Origin of the sequence: Iodobacter arcticus (assembly GCF_042664895.1) — a bacterium.
In the GTDB taxonomy this organism is placed as follows: Bacteria; Pseudomonadota; Gammaproteobacteria; order Burkholderiales; family Chitinibacteraceae; genus Iodobacter; species Iodobacter arcticus.
On record NZ_JBHTBQ010000044.1, the window covers coordinates 270,344 to 289,961 of the forward strand.

General features: G+C 48.8%; 16 protein-coding genes and 2 pseudogenes. 11 read left to right on the plus strand and 7 right to left on the minus strand.

Annotated features, from left to right (window positions below):
• Nucleotides 1-842 precede the first annotated feature (842 nt).
• The 3 genes and pseudogenes from ACFQNF_RS18700 to ACFQNF_RS18710 all read left to right on the plus strand — a co-directional run bounded on the left by ACFQNF_RS18700 (nt 843) and on the right by ACFQNF_RS18710 (nt 6,620).
• Nucleotides 843-3,674 carry an ATP-binding protein gene (locus tag ACFQNF_RS18700; RefSeq protein ID WP_380189560.1) on the plus strand — a complete coding sequence of 944 codons (2,832 nt, stop codon included), beginning with the start codon at nt 843-845 and terminating at the stop codon, nt 3,672-3,674.
• Nucleotides 3,675-3,776: 102 nt separating this feature from the next.
• Nucleotides 3,777-5,810 (plus strand): annotated as a pseudogene (gene recG / locus ACFQNF_RS18705) (ATP-dependent DNA helicase RecG); the annotation flags it as partial.
• Between the two features lie 258 nt (nt 5,811-6,068).
• The gene (locus ACFQNF_RS18710) at nt 6,069-6,620 is read left to right on the plus strand and encodes a putative metalloprotease CJM1_0395 family protein (protein WP_380189562.1); all 552 of its coding nucleotides are present in this window, start codon (nt 6,069-6,071) and stop codon (nt 6,618-6,620) included.
• 37 nt (nt 6,621-6,657) lie between these two features.
• Here ACFQNF_RS18710 and ACFQNF_RS18715 read toward each other — a convergent pair whose 3' ends face one another.
• Both ACFQNF_RS18715 and ACFQNF_RS18720 read right to left on the minus strand, forming a co-directional pair.
• The gene (locus ACFQNF_RS18715) at nt 6,658-7,413 is read right to left on the minus strand and encodes a type IV pili methyl-accepting chemotaxis transducer N-terminal domain-containing protein (protein ID WP_380189564.1); all 756 of its coding nucleotides are present in this window, start codon (nt 7,411-7,413) and stop codon (nt 6,658-6,660) included.
• Between the two features lie 231 nt (nt 7,414-7,644).
• Nucleotides 7,645-7,947 carry a c-type cytochrome gene (locus ACFQNF_RS18720; protein WP_380189566.1) on the minus strand — a complete coding sequence of 101 codons (303 nt, stop codon included), beginning with the start codon at nt 7,945-7,947 and terminating at the stop codon, nt 7,645-7,647.
• Between the two features lie 185 nt (nt 7,948-8,132).
• On the opposite strand from ACFQNF_RS18720, the gene cysG reads away from it, so the two are divergent.
• Nucleotides 8,133-9,515 carry a siroheme synthase CysG gene (gene cysG, locus ACFQNF_RS18725; RefSeq protein ID WP_380189568.1) on the plus strand — a complete coding sequence of 461 codons (1,383 nt, stop codon included), beginning with the start codon at nt 8,133-8,135 and terminating at the stop codon, nt 9,513-9,515.
• Nucleotides 9,516-9,595: 80 nt separating this feature from the next.
• On the opposite strand, the gene ACFQNF_RS18730 is transcribed toward cysG, so the two are convergent.
• The 3 genes from ACFQNF_RS18730 to ACFQNF_RS18740 are packed head-to-tail and all read right to left on the minus strand — an operon-like array spanning nt 9,596 to nt 11,464.
• A complete protein-coding gene (locus ACFQNF_RS18730) occupies nt 9,596-10,099 on the minus strand; it encodes a YgjP-like metallopeptidase domain-containing protein (RefSeq protein WP_380189570.1) in 504 nt (167 codons plus the stop codon).
• A gap of 6 nt (nt 10,100-10,105) precedes the next feature.
• Nucleotides 10,106-10,531: a hypothetical protein gene (locus ACFQNF_RS18735; RefSeq protein WP_380189572.1), complete on the minus strand. Its 426-nt coding sequence runs from the start codon at nt 10,529-10,531 to the stop codon at nt 10,106-10,108.
• Nucleotides 10,532-10,534: 3 nt separating this feature from the next.
• The gene (locus ACFQNF_RS18740) at nt 10,535-11,464 is read right to left on the minus strand and encodes a Nudix family hydrolase (RefSeq protein WP_380189574.1); all 930 of its coding nucleotides are present in this window, start codon (nt 11,462-11,464) and stop codon (nt 10,535-10,537) included.
• A gap of 357 nt (nt 11,465-11,821) precedes the next feature.
• Here ACFQNF_RS18740 and ACFQNF_RS18745 point away from each other — a divergent pair, with 357 nt between their 5' ends.
• Nucleotides 11,822-12,994, plus strand: a complete 1,173-nt coding sequence (locus ACFQNF_RS18745) for a PilT/PilU family type 4a pilus ATPase (protein ID WP_380189576.1) — start codon at nt 11,822-11,824, stop codon at nt 12,992-12,994.
• Between the two features lie 254 nt (nt 12,995-13,248).
• Here the strand turns inward: ACFQNF_RS18745 and xseA are convergent, their stop codons facing one another.
• Nucleotides 13,249-14,604: an exodeoxyribonuclease VII large subunit gene (gene xseA / locus ACFQNF_RS18750; RefSeq protein ID WP_380189578.1), complete on the minus strand. Its 1,356-nt coding sequence runs from the start codon at nt 14,602-14,604 to the stop codon at nt 13,249-13,251.
• A 507-nt stretch (nt 14,605-15,111) separates the two neighbouring features.
• Between xseA and ACFQNF_RS18755 the strand changes: the two genes are divergently transcribed.
• The 6 genes from ACFQNF_RS18755 to adk are packed head-to-tail and all read left to right on the plus strand — an operon-like array spanning nt 15,112 to nt 18,838.
• A complete protein-coding gene (locus tag ACFQNF_RS18755) occupies nt 15,112-15,720 on the plus strand; it encodes a MotA/TolQ/ExbB proton channel family protein (protein ID WP_046351191.1) in 609 nt (202 codons plus the stop codon).
• A gap of 9 nt (nt 15,721-15,729) precedes the next feature.
• Nucleotides 15,730-16,152 (plus strand): ExbD/TolR family protein, encoded by a 423-nt coding sequence (locus ACFQNF_RS18760; RefSeq protein WP_046351192.1) that lies wholly within the window; start codon nt 15,730-15,732, stop codon nt 16,150-16,152.
• A 33-nt stretch (nt 16,153-16,185) separates the two neighbouring features.
• Nucleotides 16,186-17,190: a tetraacyldisaccharide 4'-kinase gene (gene lpxK, locus ACFQNF_RS18765; protein WP_380189580.1), complete on the plus strand. Its 1,005-nt coding sequence runs from the start codon at nt 16,186-16,188 to the stop codon at nt 17,188-17,190.
• Nucleotides 17,191-17,206: 16 nt separating this feature from the next.
• Entirely contained in the window at nt 17,207-17,389 is a 183-nt protein-coding gene (locus ACFQNF_RS18770; protein ID WP_380189582.1) for a Trm112 family protein, read from the plus strand.
• Nucleotides 17,386-18,156 carry a 3-deoxy-manno-octulosonate cytidylyltransferase gene (kdsB, locus tag ACFQNF_RS18775; protein WP_380189584.1) on the plus strand — a complete coding sequence of 257 codons (771 nt, stop codon included), beginning with the start codon at nt 17,386-17,388 and terminating at the stop codon, nt 18,154-18,156. Before ACFQNF_RS18770 ends, kdsB begins: the two co-directional genes overlap by 4 nt.
• Nucleotides 18,157-18,181: 25 nt before the next feature.
• A complete protein-coding gene (adk, locus tag ACFQNF_RS18780) occupies nt 18,182-18,838 on the plus strand; it encodes an adenylate kinase (RefSeq protein WP_380189586.1) in 657 nt (218 codons plus the stop codon).
• A gap of 145 nt (nt 18,839-18,983) precedes the next feature.
• Here the strand turns inward: adk and ACFQNF_RS18785 are convergent.
• A pseudogene (locus tag ACFQNF_RS18785) lies at nt 18,984-19,618 on the minus strand (IS3 family transposase); the annotation flags it as partial.

Sequence of the window (19,618 nt, forward strand, 5' to 3'; positions counted from 1 at the left end):
GGTTTAACACTAATCCAACCATCTTTAAAATGAGTCATTTTTTAAAATTTTTATTTAAATCAACGATTTATTTTGTTGAGTAGGTGCGCTTATTGTTGACACCATACCTGTATTTTTTTGTCAGTATGTTGAAATAAAAGGGGGGTGGTGTTTTATTTCTTGTTAATTCTTACTGACATGTAAAATTATTAATTCCACATATCAACTTATTTTCATTATGTTTATGCTGATATTTTGAAGAATATTGCTATTAAATTTTTTCGGTGCGAAAGAATGATAAATATATATTTATTAATTGGCGGGCAAACGTGAGGCAATATTGTCTTTTATTTGCAACAAGCGGGTGGTTAATTGCAGGGTGTTAAATATATTAGAAATATATTGATGGGTGAGCAGAAGTATATCGGCACATTGTGCCGCTTTACTCTGGTGGCTCATTAAGTAAGGTGGGTGAAATGTATTGTATTTTTTATTAAGAATAAGAATCTTTTAATTATGGTTATTTTGTATTAAGTATTAAATAAGTTGTCCAGCACAACGATCAGTTTGTCCTGAGCTTGGTGAAGGATAGAAGAACTTTTAAAAACTAAGGGTTCGCCACGTCAGCTCGAACGGCTGATTCATATTTAGCTACACGGTACTATTTATGCTGTTTTGTATCTTGATATGAGGATGCGTGGTATTGGCTTTTATCTTTGTCTGATGCGCTTGCTGTTATGTAGGCGACTCAAGCGAAAAGGTTGAATTCCCTCTTACTAAATATAATGCTGAATAGTCCTGCTAAGCCTTGCTGGGATAATGTGGTTGGTTAATACGCTTGGTGCAATCAATAGGCTTACATCATGGAATTATTCGTACTGAATCAGGATGTCGTAAAGCAGGAAGAGCAGCTCCTGAAATTGCAGGGTGTTGCGCTGCTGATTGCTTTGGTGCGGCTGGCTTGGTACTTGCGACAACGAGATTGCACACGCGCCTTGGCGTTGGCCGATCAAGCTGATGCGGCCCTGTTACTTATCCCCAATAAGGATATCGAGCTGCATCGGTTGGCTGCTCGTCTCTTGCTACTACGCGCTGAAATTAAATTGCTGTATGCAGATTTTGCAGCTGCCAAGCAATTGAACCGTTTGGCTTTGACTCTGTTTATTAAATTAGAAGATCGGCTTGGCGTCGGTGATAGCCACTGGCTGAATGCCTCAATTTTTATTGATGAAGGCAAGGTCGCACAGGTTGTTGCGAGTTTGGATTCTGCTTTGGTGGAGTATCGGCTTGCCAATGATCCTTTACGCATTCAAATCGTGCAGGCGCGCCATTTGGTGTATGCCGCATTTCGAGATCCAGTTGCAACGGGTCTTGCTTTACAGGCCACCTTTCCCCTTGATGGGCTATATCCTGCATCCACACTGACTTGGCTTGCCATGGCGAGGGCTTCCGTTGCCGCGCTCACCAACGATTTAGGTATATCTATTAAGCATTATTTGTTGGCCTATCGGGTGGGGCTTGATTGCGGACAAATTAGGCAGGCTTTGGTGGCGGCGAATAATGCGGCTGAATCATTTTGTATTATGGGTGATTTAGGCGCAGGGCTTGAGTGGCGGGAGGTGTCTCTTGCCTTAGCCCGCAATACGCGCTGGCCTGCAAGTATTGGTTATTGTTTGATTTTGATGGGCGACATCATGCGCCAGCTGGCTAGATTCGGCGAAGCCATGGTTTGCGTACAAGAAGCTTTAGTTTTGCTTGAGGCGCTGATGGGCTCTCGCAACTATGAGCTAGGGCTCAAAATGCTAGGGCAGCTTGAGCTGGATATGGGCCATGCAGAGCAAGGGTTGGCTGCGTTTAGCAAGCTAGAGGCTCAGCTTCTTCTGCACGATGAGCTAGGCGAGCCTGATTTATTGGTTATTGCATGGTGTGGCCAGGCTAAGGCGCTATTTATGCTGGCCCAGCCACAAGCCGCTATTCATAAAGCAGATGCGGCACTGCAGCTGGCGCGTGAGCATGATAATGCAGAGGGGCAAATTCATGCTTTGCATATTATGGCGCAAACGCATGCGGCATTTTCTTTGCCTGCCCCCGAGGGGATGAGCGCACCTTCGGCCACTTTACATTTTTTAAATTTAGAGTTGGTGGTGGTTGCCACGATCCGTGGTTATGGCATGTCGTTTGATTTATATACAGAAATCGCGGCCGCCCATGCTGCATGTGGCAATTTTGTTGCCGCTTATGAAAACAGCCAAGCCGCCGCTGCAGCACATAAAAAGACCTATTCCCTTGATGTAGAAAAACGTACCTTGGCGATGCAAATTCGCCTTGAAGTTGAGCGTGCTCATGCAGAAACCGAGCACCATCGCCAAGTTGCCGCCACGCTTAAAACCAGCACGGCTACTTTAGAAACCTTGGGCACGATAGGGCGGGAGATTACGGCTTGCCTTAATGCCAATGCAGTTTTTAAATCTTTACATCGATATGTTGATCAATTGCTTGATGTCACCAGCTTTGTGGTGTTTCTACTCGATGAGCAGCAAGATGCGCTGAATATGGCGTTTGGCATTGAAAACGGTAAGGCGGTAACGAGTGAGGGCACGGCTTTAAATAGTCCAATCTCTAAAATTGCTCGTTGCGCGCGTGAAAGGCGAGAAGTCTTAATTCATTTAGAGCCTGATAATGAAGATGTTACTTGGGTGCCTGGCACACTCGAAACACTGAGTTTGCTCTTTGCTCCACTACTGATTGGAGATCGTCTGCTAGGAGTGATGTCGATTCAAACCCCTAGCTATCATGCTTACGGCGAGCGTGAGCTTTCTATTTTTTTAACGCTGTCTGCCTATGGTGCGATTGCGCTGGATAATGCCGCCGCCTATGCCGCCGCCGAAAGATCGCAGGGCTTGGCCGATCAGGCGCTGAGTGAGTTGCGTCAAACACAGGGCGAGCTGATTCAGCGTGAAAAGCTTGCATCGCTAGGCTCCTTGGTGGCCGGTGTGGCGCATGAGCTGAATACACCGATTGGTAATAGCTTATTAGTGGCCAGCACCCTGCGTGAAGATAGTGAGCGGTTTTTGCAGCAAATACAGGCTGGCAATGTGCGTAGATCAGAGCTAGAGCGTTATTGCCAAAGCGCGGAAGAGTCATCTAGCTTATTGATGCGCTGTTTGCTTAAGGCTGCAGGCTTGATTACTAGTTTTAAGCAAGTTGCCGTCGATCAAACCTCGGATCAGCGGCGTTTGTTTGATTTGCATACAGAATGTGAAGATGTGGTGCTGATGCTTTCTAGCCGCCTACGTGGGGCGGGGCATGAGCTAAAGCTAGATATTGCGGATGGCTTACAAATGGATAGCTTTCCGGGGGCGTTTGGGCAAGTGCTGAGTAATCTTATTATCAACGCCATCGTGCATGGCTTCGAAGCAAGCCAGCATGGCTTAATTAGCGTACAAGGCGCTGCAAAAGGTGATCAGCATGTGGTGCTGGTCGTTAAAGATAATGGCCGAGGCATCAGCAAGGACCATATTGGCCGTGTCTTTGAGCCTTTTTTTACCACCCAGCTTGGGCAGGGGGGCAGTGGTTTGGGCTTGCATATCAGCTACAACATTATTCAGTCGGTGCTTGGCGGGCACATCAGCGTGAGCAGCCCCGATGGGGAAGGCGCCATCTTTGAGATTGTTTTGCCGAGGGTGGCAGTGTGAAAATAGTTTTCTATCCTCAATTTTGGCGTTTTTAGCCCTAAACCCATATCTTCCCTTTCCCTTACGTCACGAATGCCCTAAAGTAGCGTTCAATCGAACGATCGTTCAAAAGTCATGGATCTAGCCGTCTTACCCGAAGCACTGAAAAGCCGCCTTACTAAATTAGGGCTGATACGCCCTTTTGATCTGGTGCTGCACTTACCGCTGCGTTACGAAGACGAAACGCATCTTTACCCCATGGTGGATGCGCCGATGGGGCAATCGGTGCTGGTAGAGGGCACGGTGGAATCGTGCGAGGTGCAATATAAGCCGCGCAAACAGCTGGTGGCGCGGGTGAGTGATGCGGGTGGATCGCTGAATGTGCGTTTGCTTAATTTTTATCCCAGTGTTGCCAAACAGCTGGCGGTGGGTAAAACGGTGCGCCTCTATGGTGAGATTCGGTGGGGATTTTTGGGGGATGAAATGGTGCACCCCAAGATACGCGCCGCCAATGAACAGAGTCTAAACGAAGCCTTAACGCCGATTTATCCGACCACGGCGGGTTTGAATCAATTGCAGCTTGGCAAGCTGATTCGTCTTGCGCTAAAGCACTGCGATTTACGTGACACACTGCCTGCATGGGTGACAGAGCCGCTGAATCTGCCGGATTTTTCCTCCAGCGTGCAGCTACTCCATTCGCCAACTCCAGATATCCCGAATATTTTGCTGACTGAGCGCACGCATCCGGCTTGGCAGCGCTTAAAGTTTGATGAACTGTTGGCCCAGCAATTGAGCCTACGCACTGCCCATGCTGCAAGGCGCGAGCGCACGGCACCGGTGATTGCGCCCAAGGGCGAGCTGGCGGCGAGTTTGCTGGCGAGTCTGCCGTTTGCCTTAACCGGTGCGCAGAGCAAAGTGCTCAAAGAAATTACCCACGATTTAAACCAGCCTCACCCTATGCAGCGGCTTTTGCAGGGCGATGTAGGCTCGGGCAAGACTATTGTGGCGGCACTGGCGGCTTGCCAAGCGATCGAGTCGGGCTATCAAGTGGCCTTGATGGCTCCGACTGAAATTTTGGCTGAGCAACATTTTAATAAATTATCCGCATGGTTTGCCCCGCTAGGCATCAAAGTGGCTTGGCTGGCTGGCTCTTTGGGTGCAAAAGCAAAACGCAATGCCATCGAAGACGCCGCCTTGGGCACTGCGCCCTTAGTGGTGGGTACGCACGCTATTTTTCAGGCCAGCGTGACTTTTGCAAAATTGGGCCTTGCGATTGTTGACGAGCAACATCGCTTTGGCGTGGCGCAAAGATTAGCGCTGCGTGAAAAAGGTGGCAGCCCGCATCAGTTGATGATGAGCGCCACGCCGATCCCGCGCACCTTGGCGATGAGCTATTACGCCGATCTGGATGTGAGCGTGATCGACGAGTTACCACCAGGGCGCACACCGATTGTGACTAAGCTAGTCAGCGATGCGCGGCGCGATGAAATCATCCAGCGTATCGCCGCAAAGGTTGAAGAAGGCCGCCAAGTGTATTGGGTCTGCCCACTGATTGAGGAGTCTGAAGCGCTGCAATTGCAAACGGCAGTCGATACGCATCAGCAACTGACCGAAGAGCTGGAAGGCATGGTGGTGGGCCTCGTGCATGGCCGCATGAAAACGGCTGAAAAAGCAGCGGTGATGGCGGCTTTTTTAAGAAATGAAGTACAAGTTTTGGTCGCCACCACGGTGATCGAAGTCGGCGTCGATGTGCCTAATGCCAGCCTGATGGTGATCGAGCACGCCGAGCGTATGGGCTTATCGCAATTGCATCAGTTACGTGGCCGGGTAGGGCGCGGGGCGCATGCTTCATTGTGTGTGTTGCTTTACACCACGCCGCTTGGCGAGCTGGCCAAGTCTCGCTTGCGGGTGATCTATGAAAACACTGATGGCTTTGAAATCGCTCGTCAAGACATGGAAATCCGCGGCCCCGGCGAGCTAGCCGGTGTACGGCAATCGGGTGTGCCGATGCTGCGTTTTGCCGATCTGGAAAAAGACGCTGATTTGCTCGAAGAAGCACGGGCCGTGGCGGAAGACTTACTGGCTCACCATATGCCAACGGCGCTGCTGCATTTAGATCGTTGGCTGCCAGGGCGGGAAATGCTGCTGAAGGTTTAGGGGGGACCCAATCCTATCAATTTAAGTGAAATGTTTTTCGTAGGGCGGGTGCAACCCGCTGTTTACATCGCTTTTAGGGTATAAATCTGGCGGGTTTCACCCGCCCTACGAATAATTCAATGTTTGCAAATGAGCTGCCTGAACTAAGTTTTAGTTTTTAATTCCAAAGTAATTTGCAAGCCATAGCTGATAAAAGGTTGGTATTTTTGTGTTTTTACTGGGGTATAATTTATTTATATCGCATAAGTACTGACGATCATGAGCGGCATCAGCGGAGTTTCTACAGCATCTAATAGCGCCCTGAATCAAGGCCGCGGGGCGAGTGTTGATTACGCCAAAGAGCAAGACGCTAGTACTCAATCCAAAACAGCACAAATTAAGCCTAATGGTGATCCGCTTAGCGAAGCAGAGCTCGCCATTGTTGAAAAAATGGCGAAGCGAGATCGGGAAGTTCGCCAGCACGAGCAAGCTCATTTAGCGGCAGCAGGTGGATTGGCAACGAGCGGAGCTTCGTATTCAATGGAAACGGGCCCGGATGGCAAGCGTTATGTGGTAGGGGGCGAAGTTAAAATCGATGTCAGCCCCGGCCGCACTCCGGAAGAAACCTTAAGCAAAGCCAGAATCATTCAAGCGGCGGCTTTAGCACCCGCAGATCCTAGTGGGGCAGATCGCGCCATTGCGGCGGCAGCTGCCGCTATGGCGCAAACTGCTCAGGCAGAGATTGCTAAACGCAGCCCCACAGAGCAAAAACTTGCTGCTCGTTATGGGCAAAATGAATATTCAAACAGCGCTTTAGCGTTCTCTGCTTAATTGTGCTGCGGCTATTTTAGCCCGCAGCAGCTTCTTATTAGTTGCCTAGTTTTTCGTATTGATTACTGAGCTTATCCATCACTTCAAGCAGCCGTTCGCTGGTTGTGGCGATATTGTTGTCGGCTTCGCTATCTAGCCCACTGAGTGCGTTTTCTAAAAACACCCATTGCATCTGTGCCAGATCCAGTTGCTTTAAAGTGGCGGGGGTATTTTCTGATGAGGCACGTAAAGTGACTAAGCCCGCAGCAAATTCTTTTTGAGACTGAGCTTGCTGTAGCTTAAGTGCAGGGTTAGCACGCCAGCTTTGCAGGCAGGCTGCTTTAGCCAGACGCTGGCTGAGCATGCGTTCTCTGCCCGCAATGCGGATCAATTTACCCTGTGGCTTACCAAAGCTCGCTTCTAAACGCTTGGCTAGCTCACCGGCGTCGTATTGCATGCTTTCGGCAAGATCATCCAATTGCTTGGCTGTTTCTACTTTTGGCGAGGTTTGTGCCAATACGCGGAAAGTTTGCCACTGTGTTTCTTGTTTTTTTACTGCGGCAATGCTTTCCGGCACGGTGGCGCTTTCAAGTAAATTGGCTAACTGGTTGGAGAACTGAGTAATTGAGCTATTAATTTGTTGCTTGGCTGCATTGGCGTTAATGCCTCGTCCTTGCTGGCAATAGGCCTTCACAATGCGCTGGGTCAGCATACGCTGGCTGCCGATTGTGCTGATTGCTGCTGTAGGCGTGAGCACGGTGGCTTGGGCAAAGAGGGGTAAAGCAAGTAGAGGTATTAGAAAAAGGGCACGCATAAGAAAATCTCTTTTAGTAAAAAATCATATTTCGGTTTAGCACCTGAGCCAAAACAAGCAACCCCCGCCCAGCATTAGCTGGATCGGGGGCTAAAATATTGAGCAGAAATACTCAGCAAGACGGATCTTATCGTTATCTGCTGATGCGTAGTAGCAGGTAAATTACCCATTTATTCTATTTGATTTATGCAACTGGTATGTGTTGTGAGTATTTTTTATGCGGCTAATTTCTTACTTCAAACTGAGTATCCATTTGGCTAAATCTTTTGCCTCAGCATCGCTCACTGCATTAGGGGGCATGGGCATGCTGCCCCAGACGCCGCTGCCACCTTTCTTAATTTTGTCAGCTAGTTTGGTCACAGCATTTGCATCTGTTTTATATTTTGCGGCGACTTCTTTGTATGAAGGGCCAATCAATTTTTTATCTGGTGCATGACAGGCGAAGCAATTTTTGGCTTTAGCTAAATCAGCAGGGCTAATCGCAAAAGCGCTGCTGGTGCTGAATAAACAAAGTAATAACAGGGCTTTTTTCATAGGAAGGGCCTTTTGTGGCATGTTATTTAAAAGAAAATACAGACAGCATGCTTTTCCTCGCTAGTTAAACATGAGTTGCACCCCACTATATTTGATTTAAGTCATATGTATAGCAGGGAGTGATTTTGCATTAATAGAAAGACTGGCTCAAACTAAGCAGTAATTGATTTTAAGGTTGTTTGTATATGAATTACTTCCCGCTTTTTTTAAATTTACGCGATCAACATTGTCTGGTGATTGGTGGAGGCGATGTCGCTGCACGTAAGATACGCCTGCTTACTGCGGCGGGAGGCAGGATCACCGTGGTTGCACCCGCGCTTTGTGAGGAATTGGCACAGGCCGTGGCCGCGGGAGCGTTGATTTATCTGGCCGCTAGCTTTAATGAATTGCAGCTACAAAACATGCGCTTAGTGATTGCGGCTACTGATAGTGAGGAGATCAATCGCCAAGTGTTTGAGGCCTGTGAAGCACGCGGTATTTTGGTGAATGCGGTGGATGATCCTGCCAGCTGCCGTTTTATTACGCCTGCCATTGTGGATCGATCGCCTCTAATGATTGCGATTTCGACATCAGGTGGCGTGCCGGTTTTAGCGCGGCAGCTGCGTAGCCAATTAGAAGCCTTGATTCCGCATGGCTACGGTGATTTGGCACAAATGGCCAGCGATTTTCGTGAGGAAGTAAAGCAAACACTAACGAGTGTGGATGCCCGTAAGCAGTTTTGGGAAAAAACACTGGCAGGGCCGATTCCCGATATGGTGTTTGCGGGCCAGCATGATGCGGCGCGGCGAGCATTAAGTGCGGCCATTAAGGCAGATGCCGATGCGCCCTTACAAGGCGCGGTGTATTTGGTGGGCTGTGGGCCGGGCAATCCTGATCTACTGACCTTTCGTGCCCTTAGGCTGATGCAGCAGGCCGATGTGGTGCTCTACGATAATCTAGTTTCTGCCCCGATTTTAGATATGGTGCGCCGCGATGCGGAGCGAGTATATGTGGGGAAAAAATCTAATAACCATGCGGTGCCACAGGAGGAAATTAATCAACTTCTGGTACGCTATGCTCGGCAGGGCAAAAAAGTGTTGCGGCTTAAAGGGGGTGACCCTTTTATCTTTGGCCGTGGCGGTGAAGAAATCGAAGAGCTGGCCGACGCGGGCATTGCCTTTGAAGTGGTGCCGGGCATTACTTCAGCAGCGGGGGCTTCTTGCTATGCAGGCATCCCGCTCACTCACCGTGATTATGCCCAATCGGTGACCTTTGTAACTGGCCATCGCCGTGATGGGGAAGTAGAGCTTGATTGGCCGCGTTTAGTCAGCCCCACTGAAACGGTGGTGGTGTATATGGGGGTGGCACAGGTTGATAAAATATGCGTGCAACTCATCAAACACGGCAGAAACCCAGCCACCCCTGCAGCAATGGTCGAAAAAGCCACGCTCTCGAAGCAGCGGGTGGTGGTGGGCACTTTAAGTGATTTGGCGCAAAAGGTGGCGGATCTGGGCATTAAACCCCCTGCGCTGATTATTATCGGCGAGGTTGTCAGCCTGCACGATAAGTTGAAGTGGCTGGCGGATTAGTATCTGAAAATGCAGGGTGTATTGTGCCGTGTCATTTGGCGCAGTACGCTCTAAACCTTAAGCCTCATCCAAACGCCGCTTTAAAACAATTTCCCATAGCGCTCGACCTGCGTGAGGTATAAGCGCAAATCAAATTCCAGCTGGTGGTATTGCGGCTCCATATATTCGCATAATTTATAAAAAGCCTTGTCGTGCTCTTTTTCTTTTAAATGCGCCAATTCGTGCACCACAATCATTTTTAAAAACTCGATGGGCACTTCTTTAAACATCGAAGCAATACGGATTTCATGTTTGGATTTGAGTTTGCTGCCCTGCACCCGCGATATGGTGGTATGTAGGCCCAGCGCATGATTAATCACATGAGTTTTGCTATCAAAAGCAATTTTGCTAACCGGCTCTGTTTTGCGTAAATAATCGTTTTTGATATCGAGCACATAGTCATAGAGTGCTTTGTCGGTTCTGATATCGTGAGCCGCTGGATATTTTTTTAAAATAACGCTTGCGAGCTGATTATTATCTAATAATTGCTGAACCTGAGTTTGAATTGCGGCAGGGTAGGCGGCTAAATATTTAAGTTGATTCATTGTGGCCTAATTACTTGCCGTGCTAATGGCGATGCGGCGGCCATCAATATCGAGTTTTAACAACCAGTCCTGGCGTTTATTGGTGCAAAAAGGCAGGGCGGTCTGGGCTTGCCAGTGCTGCTGATCATTGCTTAGCAAGCGATAGTTATTGGGGCCCATTTCCATTCCTTGCATTTGCCAGCTGGCACGGATGATCTTTGCCTTGCCGGTGACGAGTAATTGCACTGGTTTATTAGCACTGAGCGGCTCCTGGCTTTTTACCTTGTAATTTTCTTCTTCAAAGTGAAAGACGCAACCCTCGCTGAAAACAGGGCAATCGAGCCGTGCTTCCGGCTCATTATCCGGCGTAAACCAGCCAAATTTATTGCCGAGTACCGCCAGAGTGAGTGCCAATGCAATCAGCAGAGTAAGGGTTATTTTAATGATTTTCATGGCTTAAACCCAAGCTGCGCGCATTAAGGCCACTCCATGTGCGCCGTGCTGCATGGCTGTCCCCAGATCACTACGCTTCATGCCGCCCAAAGCATAGACAGGAAACGGCCAGCCTTGCTTGAGCAGTGCATCAAAGCCATCCCAACCTAGCGGTGCAGCATCGGGGTGTGAAGGGGTGTCGCTAATATGCCCTAGCAGCGCATAGTCGAGAGAGAGGGCGCTGGCAGCGCCTAATTCGGCTGCATTATGGGTGGATGCACCTACCCAATCGAGCGCAGGTCGTTTTTTTAGCTTAAGCAGGCTGCGTGCAGGTAAATGCACGCCATCTGCGCCCAGCGCCAGTGCTAGCTCAGCATCATCATGTAGCATTAATCGGGTTTGCTGGTGTTTGCAAATACGGAGCACTTTTTCTGCGAGTAATCGGTATTGTGCGGCATCAAGCTGCGGCTCGCGCAAAATCAGCCAGTGTGGTTTGTTTTTGGCAAGCGCTTCTAAAAAGGCCGCCTCTCCCAGCTCGGCCACATTAGAAATTGTCATTACATCAGGCAGGGCTAAGCCGCGCAGGATAGGCCCATTGGCAGGCAGAATCGGTGAAACATTCAGCTTGCCCGGTACTTGCCAGGCGAACTCCTGACCTTCATGCGCGGTGATCTCGCCTTCCCAATCGCTAATCCGGAAAAAAGACAGCCTTACACTGGCGTGGGGGTAGTCAAATGTTTGCACGATCCACGGCGTGGCCGCGGTGACGGCGATGCCCATTTCTTCGACTAATTCACGTTTTAGTGCCGCTAGCTCGGTCTCGCCGCTTTCCAGCTTGCCACCGGGAAACTCCCAGTAACCTGCATAAGGTTTGCCGGCAGGGCGGCTGCCGAGCAAAAACGAGCCATCGGCACGCAGTAAAATGCCAGCTGCAACATGAGTAATTTTGCGCATAAGTCTTTGAACAGGGCTTGGATGGGGCGCATTTTACAGGAAGATCACCCCTCGCCGTGTGCGATGTGAAAACTGGGATTTTGAGTGCTAGCTAGGTGGGGCGGCCATTTTTTAGCTGAAGAATTGGGTGTTGGGTGTGTGCTCTAGGGTGTTTCCTGCATCATTCTCTGTGTTGGTTGTAAGTAAATGCATGTGTATTATGTCGCCGTCTTATCTGATTTATTGCTTATTCAGGAAGAAACGGTGCGTGGAAGCAACTACGCTGTCAGCAGCTTCTCATCAGAAAGTGTGTGTTTCTTGTGAGTTTTGCCTTTCCCGCTTGCGGGGCTAAAACGATTTTGTGTAAAGGTTCTAAAAATGGCTCCAGAACAAGCCAGTAAAACAATCAATGATTTGCTGCGCATGATGTTGCAGCATAAAGCGTCTGATCTTTTTATTGCGGATGATTTTCCCCCCGCGATGAAAATCAATGGCAGGCTAACGCCGGTTGGAAATCAAAAATTAAATGGTGTAATTTCCAAGGCTTTGGCCTATTCGATCATGCGGCCCGATCAGGTTGAAGAATTTGAGCGGGATTACGAATGCAATTTCGCCATTAACCCCGAAGGCATTGGTCGCTTTCGGGTTAATGTATTTATGCAGCAAGAAAAAGTCGGCATGGTATTGCGGGTCATTACCAGCAAAATTCCCGATTTTGATGAGTTGAAATTACCGCCTATTTTAAAAGACGTAGTGCTGGCTAAGCGTGGCTTGGTGCTGCTGGTGGGGGGCACTGGCTCGGGTAAATCGACCACGATGGCAGCCATGATTGATTATCGCAATCAAAATACTCACGGCCATATCATTACCATTGAAGACCCGATTGAATATGTGCATAAAAGCAAAAATTGTTTAGTGACTCACCGTGAGGTAGGAAGAGACACCAAGCATTGGTTTGCCGCACTAAAAAACACCTTAAGGCAAGCGCCCGATGTGATTTTAATTGGTGAGATTCGCGATCGGGACACCATGGAATACGCTCTTTCTTTTGCCGAAACAGGGCATTTATGCATGGGCACCTTGCATGCCAATAGTGCTAATCAGGCTTTGGAGCGAATTGTTAATTTCTTCCCTGAAGAGCGCCATCCGCAAATTTATATGGATTTATCATTAAATATGCGCGGCATGGTTTCTCAGCGTTTGATTCCAACGCCAGATGGAAAAGGGCGGGTTGCAGCAATTGAAGTTTTGCTTAATTCACCTTTAGTGGCGGATATGATTTTTAAAGGCGACGTAGGTGGCGTAAAAACGGCCATGCTTAAATCAGAAGAATTAGGCATGCAAACTTTTGATTCTGCGCTATTTCATTTATACGAAGATGGCCGCATTAGCCTTGAAGAAGCACTTAAAAATGCCGATTCAATTAATGAATTACGTTTGCGGGTTAAATTAAAGAGTAAAGATAGTAAAAGTGTTTCACATGATGAATTAGGGCATTTAAGTTTGGTGGCTGAAGCCGAGCCGGAAGAGGATGAAGGCAAGGCCGAGTAATCGCCTCCTATCAACTTAAGGTCAAAACACTGTTGGTTTTGTATAGGGTGTGCAAGTCGTTTTTCTTGCGTACCGTTCTCTGCGCTCCGACTGCGTTGTTGTACACCCTATAAAACCTAACTCATTAGATGTTTTTCTCCATAAAACTCCGTGCTCTCTGTGGCCTACGTGGTTCAAGATTTGGGTTTCACTAAGTGAAACGGATTAAGTTGATAGCATTATTGCCCTTTAATGCAGTCCTTGCCTTAAGGGGCTTATATTCCCAGCTTTCCTTGCTCCCCTAAGTTTTTAATGACGCGCACATCCGCAGTGCTATCGGCAAATTGCAGTAATAGCGGCTCGTCATGCTTAAGTTGAGCGCCATGGCGCACAAGCTGCCCGTCTGGCCGGGTGACCAGCGTGTAGCCGCGGGCCAATACGGATTGCGGGTTCCATGGCTCCAAGCGTGCAGCGAGCATGGCTAGCTTTTGTCGCTGCTGTTTTAGCTGGCGTGGCATGGCTTGCAAAAGCTGGCGAGATAAATGCTGCAGGCGCTCTTGCTGGCGGCCGGGATGAGGCTTTAAGTGGCTTAAGTTAAGCGAAAGCTGTTTGAGTTGGTAATGATTTTTTTCCAGTGTTCGGGCGGGGGCAAGTTGCAGGCGGCGGCTCAATTCTTGCAAATGTGTTTTTTGTCGGCGTAAACGTTCCCCTGGATGCTGCAAACGTCTTGATACGCCATCCAATTGCTGCATTTTGCTTTGGATTTGGCGCTCTATGGCGCGGTGCATACGGCCCTGCTGGCGCTCCAGTCTTGCCAGCCATTCGCTGCGGTTTGGGCTCACTAATTCTGCTGCCGCTGTGGGGGTGGCCGCTCGTATATCCGCGACAAAATCAGCGATGCTGAAGTCAGTTTCGTGCCCTACGCCACTTACAACCGGCATAGTGCAGCTGGCAATAGCGCGTGCAACGATTTCCTCATTAAATGCCCACAAGTCTTCTAGGCTGCCACCGCCTCGGCACACAATTAATACATCCACTTCTTTGCGCTCGCTCGCTTTATGGATGGCATTGGCAATTTGCGGTGCAGCATCCAGCCCCTGTACTGGTGTGGGGTAAAGGATAATGGGGAGGCTGGGCATGCGGCGTTGCAATGCAGCAATCACATCAGAAAGTGCGGCTGCTGCGGGGGAGGTGACAATGCCTACTGCGCGCGGAAAAACGGGCAAGGCTCTTTTGCGTTCAGTGGCAAACAAACCTTCATTTTCTAACTTTTGTTTTAATTTTTCATAAGCGGCAAACAGAGCGCCTAAGCCGGCCGGGCGTAAAGCTTCAATGGTCAGCTGGAAATCACCGCGGGCTTCGTATAAAGAGACCAGCGCACGTGCTTCGACTTGCATCCCTTCTCTGGGCTGAAAATCAAGCAAAGCAGCGCGATTTCTAAACATCACGCACCTTACTTGAGCATTTGTATCTTTTATGCTGAAGTAGCAGTGTCCTGAATCGTAACGTTTAAAATTTGAAATCTCACCGGCTACCCACAACAAAGGAAAACTACTTTCCAGCAAAGTTTTGGCGCGGCGGTTGAGTTCCGAGACGGTTAAAATGACGCTGTTTGTACTTGACAAATTCATGACAATCTCGATTCGGCTCTGTTTAATCCACAAAATGGCGCAAACTAACGATTTGCGTAGGGTTGTGAGAGTTGTAGTAGAGGATTTTGTTTTAACTTGTTGATTTTATTATCTATTAGTGAATGATTGTGTAGTTAGTTTAGTCGAGCCTACATCCGTGATTCTGATCTATTTAGGCATATTTTGCATTTTGTGCACAAAGTTATCCACAGTGTATTGACAAATAAAAAACCATGTTAGATCACGGGCTTAGGCCCTGTTCTTGTTTGCGAAGTTCTGTTTTTAAATCACAGCTTAACTTGTTTGGCTGACTGGTTTTTTGTAAAGCGCTCAGCCGTCCGGGTGCTATGTTCGCACAAAACAAAGCCTTGTTCTGATTGATAAGCCGCCTTGGCCAGATCTTGATTTTTCTTAGTAAAAAGAGCCGTTCTTGAGCGCGGCGCTTCCCCCAGACCCTGATTCCCGTTAAAGTGACGCGCTTCTAATCGCGTCCAGGATGAAATTACTATGCTTGCTATTATTGAAGCGGCCGGCTGGCCGATTTGGCTGATTATTGCTGCTTCTATTGCTACCGTCACCATTATCATTGAGCGCTTGCTGACTTTGCGTCAGAGTCAAATCTTACCAAAAGGTTTGCTGGCGAGTGTTGTGCAGGAATATCGCAGCCGCGGTGTGAGCGCTGAGATGCTGACCAAACTCTCTGCCAATAGTCCACTAGGGCGTGTATTGTCTGCGGGCTTAAAAAATGTTCGCAGCTCCCGTGAAATCATGAAAGAGTCGATTGAAGAAACGGGTAGCGCAGTGTCGCATGAATTAGAGCGCTACCTGCCTATGCTGGGCACTTTGGCTGCGGTTACGCCGCTACTGGGTCTGTTTGGTACCGTTATCGGTATGATCGAAATTTTTGGCTCACAGGCACCTACAGGAGCGGCGAATCCAGCGGCTTTGGCGCACGGTATTTCTGTGGCGCTTTACAATACGGCTTTCGGGATTATGGTTGCCGTACCTGCACTGATTTTTTATCGCTTTTTTCGTACCAAGGTAGATAGCTATCTGGTTGATATGGAACAGCAAGCCGTGAAGCTGGTTGAAATTGTGCACGGCGAACGAAATTAAGGGCATCCCATGAATTTTCGTAAAGGCCGTAATCGCGAAGAGCCAGAAATTAACTTTGTGCCGTTGATTGACGTGTTGCTGGTGATTTTGATCTTCCTGATGGCAACAACGACTTACTCCAAGTTTGCCGAGCTAAAAATCACTTTGCCAACGGCAGATGCTGAAAAAACGGCAGACAATCAGCCCAAGTCGATTAATGTGGCGGTGTCGTCCAATGGCCAGTACAGCGTGAATGGCAATGCCGCGACATTTAGTACGGCAGATGATTTTGCCCTGTTGCTGCGTCGTGCTGCGGGTGAAAACCCGGATCCGATGATTATCATCAATGCCGATGCAAAAAGCGCGCATCAGAGCGTGGTGAATGTCATGGAAGCGGCGCGTCTGGCGGGCTATGGCAAGCTGACGTTTGCAACGCAGACGAATGCTAAATAGGCATCATGTTTTAAAAGTGGGCGTGAGGTGCCGATGCTAATTGATCGGATTTGGTATACATCCCGGCACCCGCTCTCTTTTTTGCTCAGGCCGCTGTCCTGGCTTTTTGCTGCGCTTGGCACGCTTCGGCGTGCTTTGTTTCGTACAGGCCTAAAAGAGAGCGTGCGCTTGCCTGTGCCGGTTATTGTGGTAGGTAACATTACTGCTGGTGGCACAGGTAAAACACCACTCACCATCTATCTTGCAAAAAATTTGCAAGCCCTTGGTTATCATCCCGGAATTATTTCTCGTGGCTACGGTGGCAAGGCAAAGGCTCCGCTTTGCGTGAGCAGCGAGACTGATCCGCGCTTAAGCGGGGATGAGCCTATTTTGCTGGCCAGAGCCAGTAAAGTACCTGTGTATGTTTTTAAAGATCGTGCCGCAGCGGGCCTTGCCTTGTTGGCGGCTCACCCGGAAGTGGATGTGTTGCTGTGCGACGATGGGCTGCAGCATTACCGCCTGCAGCGTGATTTAGAGCTTTGCGTAGTAGACGGTGCGCGTGGTTTTGGCAATGGTGCTTTGATCCCCGCAGGGCCGCTTCGTGAGCCGGTGACGCGGCTTGGCAAGCTTGATGCCGTGATTGTGAATGGCGCTGGTTTGCCGGTTGAGCACGCTCATTCGTTTCAGATGTCGCTCGTGCCCGGGGATTTTTACTCGCTGGTGGGGGCTGCGCCAACGTTGTGGCATGGTTTACGTGTGGCCGCAGTCTGTGGTATTGGTAATCCGGCACGCTTTTTTAATAGCTTAAAAGCGCTTGGTATCGTGTTTACAGAGCATGCGTTTCCAGACCATCATTTATTTAGCGCTGATGATTTGCCTGATGCAGATGTCATCGTAGTGACAGAAAAAGACGCGGTAAAGCTAGCTGCGCTCGCAGATGTTAGAATATGGGTTTTGCCGGTGAGCGCAAGCTTGACGCCTGATCTGGCGAGCTGGCTGAGCAATAAACTAGCGCTCATCGCCCAACCTTTGGCGAGTCGCGTGCAAAAAAATACGTAAATTGAGTGAGAACAAAATGGATGCAAAATTGCTGGAAATCTTAGTTTGCCCGGTCTGCAAAGGCCCGCTAACTTATGTAAAAAGCCAACAAGAATTGATTTGCAAAGCGGATCGGCTGGCTTTTGCAATTAAAGATGGCATTCCTGTCATGCTACAAGTAGAAGCGCGTGAGCTTGATGTATTGGAAGAAGTGCAGTGAGTTTTGTCGCACTGATTCCGGCGCGGCTTAAATCCACTCGCCTGCCCAATAAGCCTTTGGCTGATATTGGTGGTAAGCCGATGATTGTGCGGGTGATTGAACAGGTACTTAAATCATCAGCTAGCCTGGTTTGCGTGGCGACAGACGATGAGCAGATTAAATCGGTGGTCGAGGCTGCTGGTTATCGTGCCATTATGACGCGCGGTGATCATCCTAGCGGCACAGATCGCCTTGCCGAGGCGATTAATCATTTAGCTTTGCCTGATGATGCAGTGGTGGTGAATGTGCAGGGCGATGAGCCTTTAATTGACCCGTTATTGATCGATGCGGTTGCTGCTAAGCTGATTGCCGATAATAGCCTAGCGATGTCAACCGCTTGTCATGCCATCACCAGCGCAACTGACTTTTTGAATCCTAATGCGGTAAAAGTGGTCTTAGATGCCAAGCAGCGTGCTATGTATTTTAGCCGTGCGCCTATTCCTTGGCCGCGCGATGCCTTTATGCAAGATCAATCGGTCTTGCCTGCGGCATTAGCGCCCTTACGTCATATTGGCATTTATGGCTATCGTGCAGAATTTTTGCGTACTTACCAAAAACTGTCGCCATCTTGCATCGAATCGATTGAAGCGCTGGAACAACTGCGTGTGCTGTGGCATGGTTACACCATTGGTGTACATATTTCTGCTGATGCTCCTCTGGCTGGCGTCGATACACCTGAAGACTTAGCGCGCGTACGTGATGCTTTTGCCCATTTATCCAAAATCTAAAAATATTAACCACTAGGGAAAAACAATGAGACTCATTCTTTTGGGTGCGCCAGGCGCCGGTAAGGGTACGCAAGCCACTTATATCAAAGAAAAATACAATATTCCGCAAATCTCTACCGGTGATATGTTGCGCGCTGCCGTAAAAGCGGGAACGCCGCTGGGTCTGGAAGCCAAATCTATTATGGATGCGGGTGGCTTGGTGCGTGATGACATCATTATTGGCCTTGTGAAAGAACGCATTACAGATGCTGACTGTGCGAATGGCTTCTTGTTTGATGGTTTCCCGCGTACGGTGCCACAAGCAGACGCCATGAAAGAAGCGGGCGTGGTGATTGATTATGTTGTAGAAATCGATGTACCTGATGACGCCATCGTTGATCGTATGGCAGGCCGCCGCGTGCATGTGGCCTCTGGCCGCACTTATCACGTTAAATTCAACCCGCCTAAAGTTGAAGGCAAGGATGATGTAACGGGTGAAGAGCTAATTCAGCGCGCAGATGACGAAGAAGAAACCGTTAAAAAGCGCCTGTCGGTTTATCATGAGCAGACTGAGGTATTGGTTGGTTACTATGGTGAAATGGCGGCCAGCGGCGATGCAACTGCGCCTAAATACGTAAAAGTGAATGGCGTAGGCCAGGTTGAAGCGATTCGCGATCAATTGTTTACTGCGCTGGCTAAGTAATTGCTGGCGGTGTGCTCTGGCTTGGCCCTTTTTGGGGCTAAGCCAGTAAGCCACTCTCTTTAGTTTATTGTCTGGGCTATTGGGTTCAGGCCACAAAAAAGCCGCGATTTTTGAACTGATCCCAATTAGTTGGACAGTATAAAAGCTAGGTACTCAAGGGTTGGGTTCTGTATTGCACAGGACTCAGCCCTTTTAACTTCAACTTGATTCGGTCGTGGTTATACTAATGGATGTAATCCATGATGCCTTGCTCTAGTTGCTCAAGACTAGTGAATTTTTCTAAGTAGAAGAATTCTGACTTTAACGTGCCGAAGAAGCTTTCCATCGTTGCATTATCATGGCAATTGCCTTTTCTTGACATACTTTGCACCAGCCCTTTTTCTGCCAATTGCTGCCGATACCCTGCCATTTGATACTGCCAACCTTGATCTGAATGCAGCAGCGGCTTTTCATCTGGGCGCAGCCTCGCTAAGGCTTTCTTTAACATTTGACTGACCAGCGCAAACACTGGGCGACGCGCCATTTCAAAGGCGATAATTTCTCCATTGTATAAATCCAGCACCGGTGACAGATAGAGCTTTTCTCCCTGCACATTAAATTCAGTCACATCGGTTACCCATTTCTGATTCGGCTTGTCCGCACTAAATTGCCGCTGCAATATATTTGGCGCGACTTTGCCACATTCACCCTTGTATGAACGGTACTTTTTAGGCCGAACGCACGACTTCAAACCCAGCTCTTGCATTAAACGCTGAACCGTTTTGTGATTCAGCCATTCGC

What these genes read in the sequence shown, in the direction of transcription:
- ACFQNF_RS18700 (WP_380189560.1), top strand. Translation starts at nt 843, where the DNA reads ATGGAATTATTCGTACTGAATCAGGATGTCGTAAAGCAGGAAGAGCAG.
- ACFQNF_RS18710 (WP_380189562.1), top strand. Translation starts at nt 6,069, where the DNA reads ATGAGCGGCATCAGCGGAGTTTCTACAGCATCTAATAGCGCCCTGAAT.
- ACFQNF_RS18715 (WP_380189564.1), bottom strand. Translation starts at nt 7,413, where the DNA reads ATGCGTGCCCTTTTTCTAATACCTCTACTTGCTTTACCCCTCTTTGCC.
- ACFQNF_RS18720 (WP_380189566.1), bottom strand. Translation starts at nt 7,947, where the DNA reads ATGAAAAAAGCCCTGTTATTACTTTGTTTATTCAGCACCAGCAGCGCT.
- cysG (WP_380189568.1), top strand. Translation starts at nt 8,133, where the DNA reads ATGAATTACTTCCCGCTTTTTTTAAATTTACGCGATCAACATTGTCTG.
- ACFQNF_RS18730 (WP_380189570.1), bottom strand. Translation starts at nt 10,099, where the DNA reads ATGAATCAACTTAAATATTTAGCCGCCTACCCTGCCGCAATTCAAACT.
- ACFQNF_RS18735 (WP_380189572.1), bottom strand. Translation starts at nt 10,531, where the DNA reads ATGAAAATCATTAAAATAACCCTTACTCTGCTGATTGCATTGGCACTC.
- ACFQNF_RS18740 (WP_380189574.1), bottom strand. Translation starts at nt 11,464, where the DNA reads ATGCGCAAAATTACTCATGTTGCAGCTGGCATTTTACTGCGTGCCGAT.
- ACFQNF_RS18745 (WP_380189576.1), top strand. Translation starts at nt 11,822, where the DNA reads ATGGCTCCAGAACAAGCCAGTAAAACAATCAATGATTTGCTGCGCATG.
- xseA (WP_380189578.1), bottom strand. Translation starts at nt 14,604, where the DNA reads ATGAATTTGTCAAGTACAAACAGCGTCATTTTAACCGTCTCGGAACTC.
- ACFQNF_RS18755 (WP_046351191.1), top strand. Translation starts at nt 15,112, where the DNA reads ATGCTTGCTATTATTGAAGCGGCCGGCTGGCCGATTTGGCTGATTATT.
- ACFQNF_RS18760 (WP_046351192.1), top strand. Translation starts at nt 15,730, where the DNA reads ATGAATTTTCGTAAAGGCCGTAATCGCGAAGAGCCAGAAATTAACTTT.
- lpxK (WP_380189580.1), top strand. Translation starts at nt 16,186, where the DNA reads ATGCTAATTGATCGGATTTGGTATACATCCCGGCACCCGCTCTCTTTT.
- ACFQNF_RS18770 (WP_380189582.1), top strand. Translation starts at nt 17,207, where the DNA reads ATGGATGCAAAATTGCTGGAAATCTTAGTTTGCCCGGTCTGCAAAGGC.
- adk (WP_380189586.1), top strand. Translation starts at nt 18,182, where the DNA reads ATGAGACTCATTCTTTTGGGTGCGCCAGGCGCCGGTAAGGGTACGCAA.